This window comes from Paenibacillus sp. ISL-20 (genome assembly GCF_018613005.1).
Classification (GTDB): Bacteria; Bacillota; Bacilli; order Paenibacillales; family Paenibacillaceae; genus Paenibacillus_AQ.
Map to the genome: position 1 here is coordinate 1 of NZ_JAGGRD010000046.1, position 15941 is coordinate 15941.

A 15941-nucleotide genomic window follows, 5' to 3' on the forward strand; every position below is an offset into this window, starting at 1 on the left:
AATTGTTAGACAGCCTGACGTCCGGATCTGTGAGAGGCCCATGCAATTGCGCATGGGCCTACTCGATTTGTCTTCATTCGGTTGATTATATTATTAGATTTGCCTCGCTTTGCTTCTTCTGGCTGTAGTCAGTCGTTAGGCTTCCGTGTACCGCACAAAAGACAGGATGATATCCTGCGGATGATCTCCGAAACCCGAACCATATAGATTCAGGCCGTTCGGGTGCTCGGCGTCTTTCTTCACCTCAAAGCGGATGCGGATTGGCCGGTTAAAGGCAAGCTCCAGCGAATCGATGGTCGTAGCACTGGATTCGTGGCCATTGACCTGGCTGCCCTGCTTGGTTACGCGCCATTCCGTCAGCATGCCGTACTCACTGCCGCTCCTCCATTTATCCGGGGTGAGTTTCCCCTTGCGATCACCAAAATCACCGGGACTTGTCCAAGTACCTACAGGGAGGTCGTTGATGCTAACGGTGATGTCGGATGGCCAATCCTGCTGGAAGGAAGGCGCCTCGGAGCTAAGCTCCGCGCGGATGCGCAGCTCATCAAGAGCCGCTCCGGGCGGCATAGGGTTCGCAAAATAATATTCGATATATCCTGATCCCGAGAACCAGAGCAGCGCAGCCTCCGTTCGTTCCGGCATGTAAAAGGCGCGCGGATCGTCAGGCGATCCGATCAGAGATCCGTCCCGAGCTGCCATACCGCAGGTTGGCTCGATTAAGCAGTGGGAGAACATGCCAATCGGCATGTGGATTTCTTCCGTGCGCTGCAGCCCCTCGCCGGGCTTCGAGGGGAGTTCGAGAAAAATGGAGCGGCAGGTGACGGCGCAGATTTTTTCCCGATTCGCTCCTTGCGAAGAGACGATCAGATCCGCTTGCTCCAGCATCTGGACATTAATGGACACCGTAGGCTGCGCAATCCCAAGCGCCTCCGCCAACTGACCGACACTCATCGGTTTATCGCCGAGCGCTTCAAGGATGCGGACACGGACATCACTAGATAGGGCTTTGGCTACTTCCACGATCCGGGATGCCGGATAACGGTTGGTTTCCAGCTTCGATTCGTTCATAATTCCCTTCCTTTACTGAAGAGTTGTAGTGACTCCAAGTGTACAATAAATTCGTTATATTGTAAAAATATAATGTACATTGCATTTATTATATACAGGTGCTAGAATAGGGGAAAATTCAGAAAAAGGAAAGGTTGTGTTCGCTTCATGAAGACTCCTGTAGCACCCTCCATTCACACGGAAATTCCGCGCGCGGAGTACCCCAGACCGGATTTTGAACGAAAAGACTGGTTGAATTTGAACGGCCAGTGGTCGTTCCGGCTCGAGACGGAAGGATCAGATGATGTACGACAGCAAGCGGGTACGAGCGCCGGTGATGACGCTACTGGCTTGCAGGGTGGAGACACCAGCCTTTTTACCTCAGAGATTACGGTGCCGTTCTCTTGGGTCAGCCCCTTGTCCGGTATTGAGCGTAACGAGAAGGGGGTAGGCTGGTATCGTCGGTCCGTGAAATGGGAGCCGGCGAAGAAGCAGTCCCGAATCTTTCTGCGGTTTGGCGCCGTGGATTATCTGTGTGATGTATGGGTCAATGGTAAGCATGTCGGCTCGCATCAAGGCGGTTACGGAGCCTTTGAATTTGACGTGACAACGGTGTGGGATTCGGCACAAGATAATACAATCGTTGTGCGTACAGAGGACTTCGACCACAATTACCAAGCCCGAGGGAAGCAGGGGTATGGCGAGATCAGGGGCATTTGGCAGCCGGTTTGGCTGGAGGCCAGACCCCAAACCTACTTGGAGCAAGCCATCTTTACAACCTCCATTGACGGTCAGATCGAATTGAAATCCAAGATCCAGGCTCAAGAAGCAGGCCCAGTGACACTCCAACTCTCGTTTGCGGAGGGCTCGGTTACGCATCAGGTGGAGTGGGAGCTGCAAGAAGGCGCGAATGAACGGACAACGGTGTTCAAAGTCCACGACCCGCGGCTGTGGAGCCCCGAAACCCCTCATTTATACGAAGGGGAGCTGCGTCTGGCCGGTTCATCCAGCGAAGATGTCATCCATACTTATTTTGGCATACGCGAGATCGGAACGGCGAAGTTCGACGGACGGGATTATCGCTGGATTACGCTCAACGGAAAGCCGGTCTATTTAAACGGGACGCTGGACCAATCCTACCACCAGACGGGATTCTTCACCTACCCGACGGATACGGAGATGCGGGACGAGATCTATCTGATGAAACGGCTTGGACTGAACTTCGTGCGGATTCATATTAAGCCGGAGGAGCCCCGCAAGCTGTATTGGGCGGATAAACTCGGGATTCTGGTGATGGAGGATATGCCATGCTTCTGGGGTAATCCGGATGAAACGGCGCGTTCCGCATATGAGCGCGAGGCGCTGGAAGTGATTGAGCGTGACCGGAATCATCCGTCGATTTTTTCATGGGTCATGTTTAACGAAACTTGGGGGCTCCGTACCGACAGTAAGACGACGGGTTTAACGGGTGGAGAGGAGCAGCACAGCTATTACCTTCCCGAGACGCAGGAGTGGGTAAGGGAGAAATACAGATGGGCCAAGGAGCTGGATCCGACCCGGATTGTGGAAGACAATTCTCCATGCGCATACGATCATGTGGAGACGGATATCAACACCTGGCATTTTTACATCAACGGTTATGAACCGCTGCGCAATCATATGGAGGAGATTGTCCAGAAGACTCACCCGGGATCCGAACATAACTATATCGGCGGCAATCAGCAAGGCGACGCTCCGCTCATGAACAGTGAATGCGGAAATGTGTGGGGAATTGACGGGGGAGCCGGGGACAGCGATCTCGCGTGGCATTACCATTACATGCTGAACGAATTCCGGCGCCATGATAAGCTGTGCGGTTTCGTATTTACGGAATTCCGTGACGTGACAAACGAATTCAACGGCTACTACCGTCTGGATGGGACGGACAAAAAATTCGGGTATGAGGATTTTGTGCCGGGCATGACGATTGCCGACCTGCACACGCCGGACTTTATCGTGATTGACGCACCGCCTTGCCAGACGCTGGAGCAAGGGGCTGAGGCCGTCATACCGCTGCTGCGCTCCAGTTATTCGGATCAATACCATGGACAGAAGCTTATTCTGGCTTGGGAATTATCCTATGATCAGCTCGGAACCAAGGTTGTCGCTGATCAAGGGACCCTGGAAGTGGCTTGGGACGGCTATGGTGTTGCGCCACTAACGGAACTCAAGCTTCGCATGCCGAAGACCGGTGCGGTTGCGATCCTCGGAGTTCGTCTTTTGAATGCAGCGAACGGTGTGGTAACGCGCAACTTTACGACGTTTGACGTGCGTGGCGGAGAGGGACAGGGGAACGGTGGAGTGGAAGGCAGAACCGTAAGCATCCCGGTTAACACATTCCGCAAGCAAAGCTTCGCCTATATGTGGGAGGCCCTTCAAGGCTCCAAAGTGAATGGTGGCGGAGAAGGCCGATTCGTCTATGAGGTGCAGCTGCCGGATCATGACGAACAGACATTGATCCGCGATATCGAGATTTTCTTCGAGGCTGGCGCGAAACGTTTATTGGCCAGAAATATCGAGGGTGCGCGGCATCGCACGCACGGCATCGACTTTATGCACGGGGCGTCGGCAGACGTGGAGTATAACCCAAGCACTTATTATATGACGGATGAAGAGCTGCATGAATCCCGTATATCCGTATGGGTGGACGATGTCCAAATCGGCGAGGCTGTGCTCACGGATGACCCTGCCGATAGCCGGGGTGTACTGTCGTGGCACTATCAGCCGGTCCACAACCTTCTGGAAGAAGCCGGTTCGTACGGATACCTGTGCCAGGCGCAGGTACCGGGAAGACTCGCGGCAGAGCTTGACCGCAAGCGCAGCTTCCAACTGGAGCTGCGGGCCGAGGAAGGCGGCATCAGTCTGTATGGTCGGAATGCAGGCCGCTATCCGATCGATTTGCTGGTGCGGTGCCAGTGATCATGGCAAATAAACCATTGATGTAAAGTATAATAGTAAGTGGGCTGTCCATTTGTAGTGAATAACTACGTGCCGGGCAGCCCATTTTGTATGGAGATTTTTCGACTTGATAGCCTTGAGGTGGAAATATGGTGTTATCGGGTATTCTCGCCTTCTTTGAAAATAACGCCGCTCTCATTCCTCACTTAGTCTGTGCGTGCAACAATACGAGCAATCGCAGAATCTGTCTTTATAAGTAGCGGTAATGCTATAATCTCAAAAGATTTTAAATTCAATAACTGATCAACATTCACTAGATTCTCAGCTATAAGTACCTGATTATCAAATAAATATTTATGAATTTCAAATGGAAATTTATCAGGTGAGGGTGTATCCAACCCAATCATTTTTATCTTCTTTCGAACCACCAATTCAGCAAACTCTTTCGTTAAAGTTGGATATTCAGTAAAATACTTCTCTTGCCTGAAGTAGATACTGTGTCCTGTATAAAGAATCAATATTGTTCCTTCATTTATCAAATGCTCGTATTCATCCTTATAATCGATTCGATTCATTCCAGAGACATTCAACAATGTTCCTCTCCCAATAAATGATTCTAACGGGAAATCACATAAGTATTGATCTGAATCAATTAAATGCATAGGACCATCAATATGTGTTCCAGTATGCATATTGATGGTTAATTGATGATTACAGTAACCGTCTGTCATCAGGTTTTTTGTTTGTATTAATTCCATCTCACTGTCACCAGGATACACAGTTAGCTGACTTTGGATCATGTGAGTCAAATCTATAAGCTTCATTGATATCCCTCATTCTTTTTTTCTTGATCCCAATCCATATAAAAATTCACCACGAGCTTTTCTTGCTCACAATCAGGGCAATCAAGTGCTTCCGAGCCTCTCCCATAAACTCAACCACCGATCAAGAATAATCTTGTATAAGATGTTAACTGATTTTTCTAAGAACTATTTTTCTATACATCCCATTCAGCATGACCGGTTTATCTTCTTCTATTATTAAATTCCCCCTATTTCTTAGGTACAACTCTTCAAAATTCAATCCAATATCTGTTCCTAAGACTTTAATGAGTGGTCTAAACAACTTTTTTGATAACGAGAGTTTATGGTTACTAGGGGTAAACTTATCGAAAATAACGATCCTTCCTTCTTGTTTTAAAACTCTACCTATTTCTTGAAAACACTTGTCAGCATCGGGTACTACGGAAAGAATTAGACTTCCAACCACATAGTCAAACGACATATCGTTAAATGCCATATTTTGAGCGTCCATTTCTAAAAACTTAATGCGAGAATTCTTGAATTTCGCTCTTGCTTTTCTCAACATATCTGGTGAGAAATCTATAGCCGTTATATCTAAATCATAATGGTTCAATAACTCTAAATCAGCTCCTGTGCCTACGCCGACAAAAAGTATCTTTTGTGTGTTATTGAAAGGAGTCTCTTGAAATATTTGTTTACGTGCATGGAGAAAAATGTTTGAATTGAAAATTTTATCGTAAATGGGAGACCAGATTTTATAAATAATTTTATTCCAATTGTTATTCATTAGTTGGCTCCTGAATGTGATTAATAATGATATCTCTCGCTAATTTTTACAAATCCGAGGTTACTTCTGACAACCAAGGGGCGAATGCCCCATAGCGAAGATGTAGCGTTGTTTGTTTTCGATAATTCTTCATTTATTCCAAGCTTTGATTCATTTTTTCTAATATGATAGTATATATGTAATAAAGACCAAGTGCGCTCACACTTGGTCAGTACAATTGGCTTGGATGGTTATCCCTTCTAGGTCATATAAGGAATAAAACCCACCTTCGGCTTTCAATCTTAGGGTGGGTTTTACTTGTTCTTGTTGTTATTATTGATGTATGTTAAAAGAGCAAGAATGAACGTTCCAAAAAGGAACATAATCGTTAATGCATCTTTTACTTCCATGGCTTCACCTCCTTTCGAAGGGAAACCATGCCCACCCAAGATTCAATTGTAGTTATATTTTACCTTTGTTTACATCTACGTACAAGCGTTCTTATATGAACTTTAATAGGGTTTATAGATTTGATTCTGCATCTAGAATACTTAACTATCTCTTTGATCCTTCATCATTACATTTATACTATGTATTTCGATTCGATCTTCCTCTTTTCAAAGAACTTCAATAGTCTACTCGCTTCCTCAGCCATTTGTTTATGTACTGTAATAATGGAATCAAGGCGGGTAAGTCTTTCTTCGAGTTTTATATTATTAGGCTCGTCTTCTAACTGAGCCATAATGGAAAAGAATTGTGGGACCTCCCACACACTTCTTAGGGCAATGCTTAAACAGAAACCATATCTCACTAATCCCATGTCACCCTGCCATCCCATATCTCGCAACCCCTCTAGGTATGCATTATATAAAGAACTTTGAAATCTTATGTATTGTTCAGGCGGAATAATTCCAAGACTTATGTTCACCCCATATAACTTACCCAAGTCTTCGCCAATACCAGATATACTCATGAACTGCCAGTCGATTAGAACGAGTTGACTTTCGCTCGCTTCTTTTTTAACGAGCAACATATTCATCTGGCTCAAATCTTGATGTGCCAGTACACGCGGTAGCTGTTGGAGCGAGTCTATTGAAGAGTCAATGTTTTCGAGCATCTCTTGATACCAAGCCCAAGTACTTTGCACATTGTCTGTAGATATTCGACTTACATACTCCTCCATCTTAGGAGCGTACATGCGGCATGCAGTTGACCAAGACTTGAGCCAAGCTCTGCATATCCACTCATATTCAGGCATCATTTTTATTCCTTTAAGATAGGCCCCATTAAAACGACCTAATTGTCGGGCGATGTATGAAAATTGCTCAACTGTTTTTGGGTATACGCCCTTAACATATTCCATCCAGATCCATATGGTACCATCTTGTTGTTCTTCAACTAAATAGCACTCTGCACTATAAATAGAATCAGGAAGTTCTCTTAAAACTCCTGACTCCAATACAAGTGCTTCACGTCTCCAATAGTTGTGATGTTCAAAGTTATCTTTCTCGGGTGTGTCTGGCTTAATGATTTTTAAGATAACGTACCACGGTTTCAATTCGTTATATAGCTTTACCAACCCATGCAAACGAAATATACCAGAAGTTGTGAAGTTTGGAGTCCTATAACCAATATCCTCACAAGTTATTGACACAAGTTCAACAGCTGAATTTCCATGTATAGATTTAATACAAGCTTTGATCTGGTCAATCTTATCCTCTATAGGTATGTTGGAATTATTTTTCAATATAATTTCTGAGTGCATTTAATCTGACCCCTTATTTCATTTGTACTTGCATTGATTTCAGATAACGTCTTTTCCAGGAATGCACACATACAACTATATTAGACAAAGAGGAGGCCAATCCTGCTCCATCTCCGACAAGGTTGCTTCAAATGAAAATCAAGCCTTATAAAAAAGCCAGCGTCATCCGAAGGTTGGATAACACTGGCTTCTTTTGCCTGTCTTCCGACTAACCTGTTTCACCGCTTCTTCCAGAACAGCTGCAGCGCCATCTTCGCGCACCATAGGGAGAACAGCAGGAACAGCAGCGCCCAGACGAAGGCCGGGAGCACGGTCATGTTGGCCAGGTTGGAGGCATCGCCCGCTTGCTTGGGCTGGGTTAGCGCCATGGTCAGGAGGGTTAGCGGACCGACCACGGACTCTTCCAGCACGAGAAAGGCGAGCAGCAGGTAGTAGAAATTACGGACCTTTTCGCCGAGGAAATAGAAGATCAGATTCACGATCATAAAAATAATGAGCCACCATAATCCATAGCCGGCGCGAACGAAGAAGATGATCATAATGAGGGCAAGCACGGTAATGGTGATCAGGCCGGTGGCCTGTTTTCTCTTGGCATAGCCGTAGAACATCAGAATGGCGAACAGGGATGCCGACATATAGCCTGCAAGCGAGACCACAATCGGACTCCAGCCGCCTGAAGCCAGCATGGAATAGGTTACGCCGCTGTGATCGGGATTCAGCTCGATGCTGAGCACGCGCCCTGACATGAGAAGGGTCATGGCGGCATGCCCCAGCTCATGGATCATCGTATCCAGGATACGGAACCAGGAAGAGAAGGGGATCAGCCTTGTCAGAATAGCCGCGCCCACAAGAAATAACAATGCTTTCAGCCATTTATTCATTCGAAGGTCCTTTCAGCATAAAGTCATTCGCTAGACTATCATTCCGTCCATTATAATACAGATGAGAAACATGTGAAAACCGGTTAGTCCCTATAGGTTAAATGGTATAATTGAAGTTGTGACGGAGGTTCATATTCGATGAAAAACGATAAGCCTAACAACGACAATCACATAGAACATATAAGACATACTACGCTTGTAAATGACCAAGGGATTCGTTTTGCTGAATTCGAGCTGGCCGGCGACGAGCAGGACGTCTCGTTACTGGACAAGCCATCAGATCATCAGGGGCAGGAACCCGTTGATTCTGCTGCACAAACGAAGGAATCCCTGATTGTGAAGCCTCAGCAGCCGCTGGATATGAATTGGGGCGAGGACTTCCGCTACGTGACCAAGGAGCAGCAATTCGTGCAGAAGGCAAGGGAGCTCGCATGGCATGTGGAGGGAGAGTGCCCTTTTGTTGCCTTCAAAAGCTATTGGCCTACCTACGACCAGATGGCCAGCGACCAGTTCAAATGGTATTTTTACTGGCGGGAGGAAGTAAGGTCCGGGCGGTACCCGGATACGGACTTATCCTATTTGTTTGTCTATTTTTACGAGCTGATCCATGGCGTCGGCTGGAGCGATCCCCTGCAGGGCTATGCATTGATGGAGCAGGCGTGGACGGCCTACCGAAAGCGTTATGCCAAGCTGGATACGTACCTGCGGGAGTGGCTATATGATTTTATGATCGTGCATAGCCTGGATATGCCGATCCGGGAAACGTACCAGCGCTTTCCGCGCGTCTTGTCCGCTGAGCTGAAGGAGAAGGAATGGAAGCGCCGGTTCTCTCTCCAGCCCGTGGAGCTGACGTGGGAGCTGCTGTTGGATTTGCTGGATTATGATGTGGAGAAGAGCCGTTTTTACCAAGAGAATGGCCGCAAGGACTTGGAACGGTATGCCCCGAAGGTGATTGCGCTCGTAGACAGCTATTGGGCCAAAATGAAGGGGCAGCGCTTCATCGATCGCTTTCAGCCACGGCCCCGGCAGGTGAAACGGTATTTATTCCGCAGCGCGGTGTACGATCATGGGTTATACGGGCGAAACGTCGTGCTGACGGTGGTGTCCTTAAGCGAATACGCTCCTCTGCGTTCCTATATAACGGGGCTGGTTCGCTTGACCGAGAATAAGCTGCGGGAATTGAGAGGTTTTAAGGGACGGCTGCGCGGCGCGGATGCGGTGGAGCCCGAAGTGGAAGTGATCATCACCCGTTATCTGAAAAAAGAGATTCAGGAGCAGCTGGAGGCTCAGCGCAAACAGGCGATACCTGAGGTTCAGATCGACACAGGGAAGCTGCGCAGATTACAGCGGGAGTCGGACCAGGTCCGCGACATGCTGCTTACGGAGGAAGCCGGGCAGCAGGCTGAGGTGATCAACAGCCAGCCGGCACTGGAGCCTGCTCCGTCAGTTGGAGCTTCTTCAGGCCACTCCGAAGATGCGGGAACAAGTACTAACATGGCTTCGCCTTCCAAAGGCCGGTCCTCCCGAAAAACGGCAGCGAAGAAACCGGACGTGTTCCAGGCGGTGATGGATTTTGATGCGGACCCTTATGAGCCGGGCACTATAGAGGTGCGTGATCAGCTTGATGAAGCAAATGGCATCGTTCGTTCCGTGAACACGGAACAATCAGAAGCAGATAACGGAAGGTTTATGGAGCCGTCAGGGAGCGCTGATGATAGCTTGATGCAATCCATGGGTTCTCTAGAAGAGCATTCATCTGAAGCTGGGGGGATCCATGTTATGGACCCGCATGTCGTAGATGAAGAGATCTATACAGTGATGCCTATAGCAGGAGAGCAGTCATGGCAATGGGAGGTAGAGGATGAGGAATGGCAGGAGCTCGCAGAGCGTCTCAATCCCATCCACCTGGAAGTTCTCCATTCCCTCAAGACGGGACCGAACCGTCCGGGGCTGCAGCAGATTGCAGAGAAGGCCGGTTCTATGCCGGCGTTACTGCTCGATGAGATCAATGAGGCCGCGATGGATACCATCGGTGATCTTCTGATCGATGGAGAGGCCATTGCGGATGATTATATAGATATGCTGGAAACATTAAAGCCCGTGTAATCGGATGGATTGAAATCGATTTGACTCGTTATGCTTTAGAGATGCTTGTAAGATGCTTGAAAGAGGTGGAACTATGACGGAATTAAAAATACCGAAACGGCTCACAACGGCCCTCGTAAACTCTTTAACGGCAGGGGTTGTGCCGCGGGTGGGGCTTGAGTTCATCGCTGTCGGCCGGAAGCCGGAGGTGGAGTCCATCCTGCGCGATATGGATAATATCGCCGAGGGCGGCGCTGCCTTCCGCCTGATTACGGGCCGCTACGGAAGCGGGAAAAGCTTCCTGCTGCAGATCATCCGCAACTATGCGATGGACCGCGATTTCGTGGTGGCGGATGCGGATCTTTCGCCGGAGCGGCGGCTGGTGGGCACGAAAGGGCAAGGGCTTGCGACTTACCGTGAGCTGATGACCCAACTGTCCACAAGGACGCGTCCGGACGGAGGCGCACTGGAGGCCATTTTGCAGAAATGGATCGCGGCGATCCAGCAGGACATCATGCAGGAGACGGGTATGCGCCCGGATGATCCTGCCCTGAACGATCGGGTGGATCTGCAGATCTATGCGGTGACCAACGGCATGCAGAATCTGGTGCACGGGTTTGATTTTGCGAAGGTGCTGGCTGCTTACTGGAACGGCTATAAGCTTGGTGATGATGACCGCAAAGGGGCGGCGCTGCGCTGGCTCCGCGGGGAAGTCCCGACGAAGACGGAGGCCCGCAAGGACCTTGGCGTCGGGGTCATTATCGATGACGACAACTGGTATGATTATATGAAGCTGTGGTCGGAATTTACGGCGGCCATCGGTTATAAGGGATTGCTGCTGTTCATTGACGAAGGGGTCAACCTCTATAAAATCACCAACAGCGTGTCTCGTCAGAGCAACTACGAGAAGCTGCTGACCATGTTCAACGACACGATGCAGGGTAAAGCGGAGCATTTGGGCATTTATATGGGCGGAACGCCGCAGTTTGTCGAGGATGAGCGCCGGGGGCTGTTCAGTTATGACGCACTGCGCTCCCGCCTGATTGACGGGCGTTACGGCAGTGGTTCGCTGAAAACCTACACCTCGCCCATTTTGAAGCTGGACATGCTGTCGTATGAGGAGATTTTGATCCTCCTGCAAAAGCTGCGGGACATCCACGCCCTGCACTTCAAATATGAAGCGCAGTTGACGGATGATCAGCTCATCGCATTCATGCAGACGGCCGTAAACCGGCTGGGGGCTGAAGAACTGCTTACCACACGCGAGGTAGTGCGGGATTTCATGGATCTGCTGCATACGCTGCATCAGCATCCGGAGGCCACGTTTGATGATTTGCTGGGTGAACGCGCTACGGCACAGCCGCAGGGCAAAGGGACGAACGAAACGGCTTCGGACGATTTGGACGATCTGCTGGCGGAGTTTGAATTATGAGTACGAATCCTTTTTCCAGACTGGCCCCGTTCATTCAGGAGTTTATCTATAAAAAAAGATGGGACACGCTTCGCGAGGCGCAGGTGGAAGCCTGCCGCGTCCTGTTCGATACGCACAATCATCTGCTGATCGCTTCCGGTACGGCTTCGGGCAAGACCGAAGCCGCATTCTTCCCGGCGCTGACGGAGCTGTATAACGAGCCTTCAAGCTCGGTAGGAATCTTGTATATTGGCCCGCTTAAAGCGCTGATCAACGACCAATTTGAGCGCATCACCGATTTGTTGAAGGAGGGCCAGGTGCCGGTCTGGCATTGGCATGGCGATGTGTCCCAGGCTGAGAAAACCAAGCTGATGCAGAAGCCGTCCGGCGTGCTGCAGATTACGCCGGAGTCGCTTGAGGGGCTGCTGATGAACCGGCCGAACGCCATCCCGGCGCTGTTCCAGGACTTGCGGTATGTCATCATTGACGAGGTTCATGCCTTTATGGGGGCCGACCGCGGCATTCAGGTGCTGAGCCAGCTGACCCGGATCGAGCGGATGGCTTCCTGCTCGCCTCGCCGTATCGGGTTGTCGGCAACGCTTAGCGACTATGAGACCGCAGCCGGCTGGCTGGGTGCGGGCACGAAGAACGCGGTCGAAGTCATCGCCCCGCAAGGAGGACGGAAGCTGCGGCTGTCGGTCGAGCATTTCTCCTTCCCGGATGCGCGGGATGAGAAGCAGGCGGAGCAGCTGGAGCTTGCTCGTAAAGCCTATTACGATTTCGTGTACGACAACACGCATCTGAAAAAAGCGCTGGTCTTCACGAACAGCCGCTCGGATGCAGAGCTGACCACGCTCGAGCTGCGGCGGATTGCCGCCAAGCGCGAGCAACGGGATGTCTTCCATGTGCACCATGGAAGCATCTCCGCGATGCTGCGCGAGGAAGCCGAGGCCGCGCTCCGCGAAGGCCCGGGGCCAGCGGTTGCGGCTGCCACCCTGACGCTGGAGCTCGGCATCGATCTTGGCGAGCTGGAGCGGGTGATCCAGCTTGGCGCGCCGTACAGCTGCTCCAGCTTCGTTCAGCGGCTCGGCCGCTCCGGCCGGCGCGGGGATCAGGCCTCCGAGATGATGTTCCTCTGTCCGGAGGACGAGGACGAGGAGGCCATGCTGCCTGCGCGCATGCCATGGATGCTGCTCCGGGCCATTGCGGTCATTGAGCTGTATATTCGCGAGAAGTGGGTCGAACCGCTGGCCCTGCGGAAGAAGCCGGTGGGTGTGCTTTATCATCAAACGATGAGCACACTCAAGAGCATGGGCGAGGCTGAGCCGCCGGATTTGGCGAGAGCGGTGTTGACGCTGCCGGCTTTCCGCGGCATTGAGCCGGAGGAATATAAGGAGTTCTTGCAGTATTTGCTCCAAACCGATCATATCCAGCGGACGGAAGAAGGCAGTTTGATCATTGGCCTTGGCGGGGAGAAGATCGTGAACAACTACCGCTTCTACGCGGTGTTTAAGGACGATGAAGAGCATGTCGTATACAATGGGTCCGAAGAAATCGGATCGATTACGACCGTGCCGCCGCCGGGCTACTGCTTTTCGCTCGCGGGCAAGCTGTGGAAGGTGGAGGAAGTCGATACGAAGCATAAGGCCCTGTATGTGAAGTCGGCCAAGGGCAAGGTCGATACGTTGTGGCTTGGCGCAGGCGGCGATGTGCATACTCGGGTGGTGCAGAAGATGCGGGAGGTGCTGGCCGACAGCGCCATTTATCCGTATCTGGCGCCTGGCGCGGTGAATCGTCTGGAGCGGGCTCGCCGTCTTGCCCGAGAAAGCGGGCTGCTGAAGCAGGTGGTCCTACCGGCGGGCGGCGATTCCCTGTTCATCCTGCCTTGGGCGGGCAGCAAGCAGTTCCGCACGCTGGAGCGATTGCTGAAGCATAACTTGTCCGAGCGGTTGCCCCTCCGATCTATCGTGCCGATGGAGCCGTATTACATGGTTGTCGCGGGTAAGGTCGATAACGAAACGCTGATGGAGGAAATCAAGAAGGAACTGATGGATTGCGAGGACGCCGGCGCGCTCCTCGATCCGGATGAGGCGCCCTATCTCGGCAAATATGACGAGTTCGTTCCGCCGAAGCTCGTTCGCACCGCTTTTGCCGCCGACGGACTGGATCTGGAAGGACTGGCTGAGGTGCTGGGAATGGCACATGGAGCAGCGGGAAAGGGAGCTACGGATGTGTGACAAGGAAGAAATACTTCCCGGTGGGAATGTTAACGAAGTCGTACGTATCGGAAATAATGTTCACCGTACTACAAATTGGAGTTCTTTCGTGCATGATTTGCTTCGACATTTGGATAAGCAGGGCTTTGAAGGCGCCCCCAAGTTCATAGGCATTGATAGTAGCGGTCGAGAGATCTTGTCCTTTATTCCGGGAGAGGTGCCGGGAAACCAATATCCTGATTTTAAACCCTATATATGGTCGGACCAGGCCCTTATCCAGAGTGCAGCATTGTTACGGCGTTATCATGACGCCGTACAAGGCTTTGCAACAACTTCAATCCAACCGGAGTCTGCACATAACTCTCAGGCTTCGGAGGAATGGGACGATGAAGTGATCTGTCACAATGATGCCGCTTTGTACAATATCGTGTTTAGAGACGAAGTACCGATTGCGCTGATCGATTTTGATTTGGCTGCACCAGGTCCACGAATCTGGGACATGGTTTATATGCTGTACACCTCAGTCCCGCTAGCAAGCTTTGCAATAGATTCCAATACAGGGACATCGATACCTTATCGATCGGAATACCATGCTGCGGATCGCACTCACAGAATATCGCTGTTCTTTAAGTCTTATGGTATAGCACCGCCTCCCAACATGAAAGATTGGACTGTAAGACGCATCGAGGCATTATGCGATACACTTACAACCGGTGCGGCACAAGGCAACAAGGCATACCAGAGAATGATCGATGAGGGGCATGTGGCCCATTACGAAAAAGAGATTCAATTCCTGCAGGCACACTTTCAAGAGTGGTACCGATGAAGGGTACCGCTTTGAAGAGTGCCTGTTTTTTCAATATGTCTGACTACCGAGGGTTGGGACTAATCGAAAAAATATTTGAAACCCCTTCCAAAAAAGCATTGTGTTCACCTCACATGTATGGTAACTTATGTACATAAAAACGTTTTTATCGCAAAGGAAGAATGGAATGGTTATATGGGTAAAGTAACAATCAAGGATGTGGCAAGAGAAGCCGGAGTCTCCATTTCTACGGTTTCGAATGCATTAAATGATGTAGATGTATTGAACCCGGAGACCAAATCCCATGTGCTGAAGGTGGCGGAACGGCTCAATTATGTACCTAACCTGAACGGAAAGCTGTTGAAGTCGGGGAAGACCAAGATGCTGGGCTTCTTTACAACAAGCGTGTCAGGGCCTTACTTCTACACATTGGTGGAGTCGATGTCACGGGAATGTGACCGTCTGGGTTATGGATTGAACGTGTTTGTGACGAAGGATAAACAGGTGATTATGAGCAATATTATGGGCGGCCGGGTGGATGGCGTCATTATCTTCGAAGAGCTGAAGATCGACGATAGAGACATCGCCGCCATGGAGAAGGACAAGATTAAGGCCGTTTTCCTGGATCGCGAGGTTCAGAATGAGACGATGGGCAGCATCATATTCGACTCTTACGTAGCCGGTTATGAAGCAACCAAGTACCTGATCAGCCTGGGGCATAAGAAGATCGCCTACATTTCCGGCGTGGATACGATGTTTGACAGCGTGCAGCGGAAGGAAGGATATCTGGCTGCGCTCAGGGAGTGCCAGTTCCCGATCGACGGAGACTACATACTGCAGGGCTATTTTGAGGAAGAAGGTTCGTATAACGCCGTCAAATCGTTTCTTCACTTACACCCCGGGAAAGTGCCGGATGCTTTTCTTGCCGGTAATGACGTGAGTGCCATCGGCTGCATTCGGGCTTTGAAGTCCCATGGATACGAGGTTCCGCAGGACGTCAGTGTCGTGGGCTTCGATGATATCGATATCGCGCAGTATTTTACGCCGCCGTTATCGACCGTACGCAATCAGATTGCCAGACAGGGGATTCTGGTCGTGGATCATCTGGTGCGCATGATTCAGAAGAAAGAGAAGGGCAAGATTCAGAAGCTTCCAGGGGAACTGGTCGTTCGCGGTTCCAGTCATGTGAAGATGAATCGGAATGAATCGGTTTAAGCGAAGAAAG

Annotated in this window: 12 protein-coding genes; 6 read left to right on the plus strand and 6 right to left on the minus strand. The window is 50.3% G+C overall.

From position 1 onward, the window contains the following. Positions 1 to 135: 135 nt before the first annotated feature. Positions 136 to 1068: an ArsR/SmtB family transcription factor gene (locus J7E85_RS24920; RefSeq protein ID WP_215162610.1), complete on the minus strand. Its 933-nt coding sequence runs from the start codon at positions 1066 to 1068 to the stop codon at positions 136 to 138. A gap of 147 nt (positions 1069 to 1215) precedes the next feature. Here J7E85_RS24920 and J7E85_RS24925 point away from each other — a divergent pair, with 147 nt between their 5' ends. After that, positions 1216 to 4005, plus strand: coding sequence for a glycoside hydrolase family 2 protein (locus J7E85_RS24925; RefSeq protein WP_215162612.1), 2790 nt, complete (start codon positions 1216 to 1218; stop codon positions 4003 to 4005). Positions 4006 to 4190: 185 nt separating this feature from the next. Here J7E85_RS24925 and J7E85_RS24930 read toward each other — a convergent pair whose 3' ends face one another. The 5 genes from J7E85_RS24930 to J7E85_RS24945 all read right to left on the minus strand — a co-directional run bounded on the left by J7E85_RS24930 (position 4191) and on the right by J7E85_RS24945 (position 8199). Continuing rightward, a complete protein-coding gene (locus tag J7E85_RS24930; protein ID WP_215162614.1) occupies positions 4191 to 4808 on the minus strand; it encodes a cyclase family protein in 618 nt (205 codons plus the stop codon). A gap of 145 nt (positions 4809 to 4953) precedes the next feature. Continuing rightward, positions 4954 to 5574 carry a class I SAM-dependent methyltransferase gene (locus J7E85_RS24935; RefSeq protein WP_215162616.1) on the minus strand — a complete coding sequence of 207 codons (621 nt, stop codon included), beginning with the start codon at positions 5572 to 5574 and terminating at the stop codon, positions 4954 to 4956. A 293-nt stretch (positions 5575 to 5867) separates the two neighbouring features. Then, positions 5868 to 5963 carry a competence inhibitor ComI gene (gene comI / locus J7E85_RS34280; protein ID WP_251036032.1) on the minus strand — a complete coding sequence of 32 codons (96 nt, stop codon included), beginning with the start codon at positions 5961 to 5963 and terminating at the stop codon, positions 5868 to 5870. 173 nt (positions 5964 to 6136) lie between these two features. Next, a complete protein-coding gene (locus J7E85_RS24940) occupies positions 6137 to 7318 on the minus strand; it encodes a phosphotransferase (protein WP_215162618.1) in 1182 nt (393 codons plus the stop codon). Positions 7319 to 7536: 218 nt separating this feature from the next. Further along, the gene (locus J7E85_RS24945; RefSeq protein ID WP_215162620.1) at positions 7537 to 8199 is read right to left on the minus strand and encodes a M50 family metallopeptidase; all 663 of its coding nucleotides are present in this window, start codon (positions 8197 to 8199) and stop codon (positions 7537 to 7539) included. A 138-nt stretch (positions 8200 to 8337) separates the two neighbouring features. On the opposite strand from J7E85_RS24945, the gene J7E85_RS24950 reads away from it, so the two are divergent. The 5 genes from J7E85_RS24950 (at position 8338) to J7E85_RS24970 (ending at position 15931) form a co-directional block, all read left to right on the plus strand. Further along, positions 8338 to 10305, plus strand: coding sequence for a TerB N-terminal domain-containing protein (locus J7E85_RS24950; protein ID WP_215162621.1), 1968 nt, complete (start codon positions 8338 to 8340; stop codon positions 10303 to 10305). Positions 10306 to 10378: 73 nt separating this feature from the next. Then, entirely contained in the window at positions 10379 to 11716 is a 1338-nt protein-coding gene (locus J7E85_RS24955; protein ID WP_215162623.1) for an ATP-binding protein, read from the plus strand. Further along, complete coding sequence (locus J7E85_RS24960) at positions 11713 to 13932, plus strand: DEAD/DEAH box helicase (protein ID WP_215162625.1); 2220 nt, start codon at positions 11713 to 11715, stop codon at positions 13930 to 13932. The genes J7E85_RS24955 and J7E85_RS24960 overlap by 4 nt, the downstream gene beginning before the upstream one ends. Before the next feature lie 88 nt (positions 13933 to 14020). Continuing rightward, the gene (locus J7E85_RS24965) at positions 14021 to 14737 is read left to right on the plus strand and encodes a phosphotransferase (protein ID WP_353049555.1); all 717 of its coding nucleotides are present in this window, start codon (positions 14021 to 14023) and stop codon (positions 14735 to 14737) included. Between the two features lie 174 nt (positions 14738 to 14911). Further along, positions 14912 to 15931 carry a LacI family DNA-binding transcriptional regulator gene (locus J7E85_RS24970; protein ID WP_215162627.1) on the plus strand — a complete coding sequence of 340 codons (1020 nt, stop codon included), beginning with the start codon at positions 14912 to 14914 and terminating at the stop codon, positions 15929 to 15931. Positions 15932 to 15941: the final 10 nt, after the last annotated feature.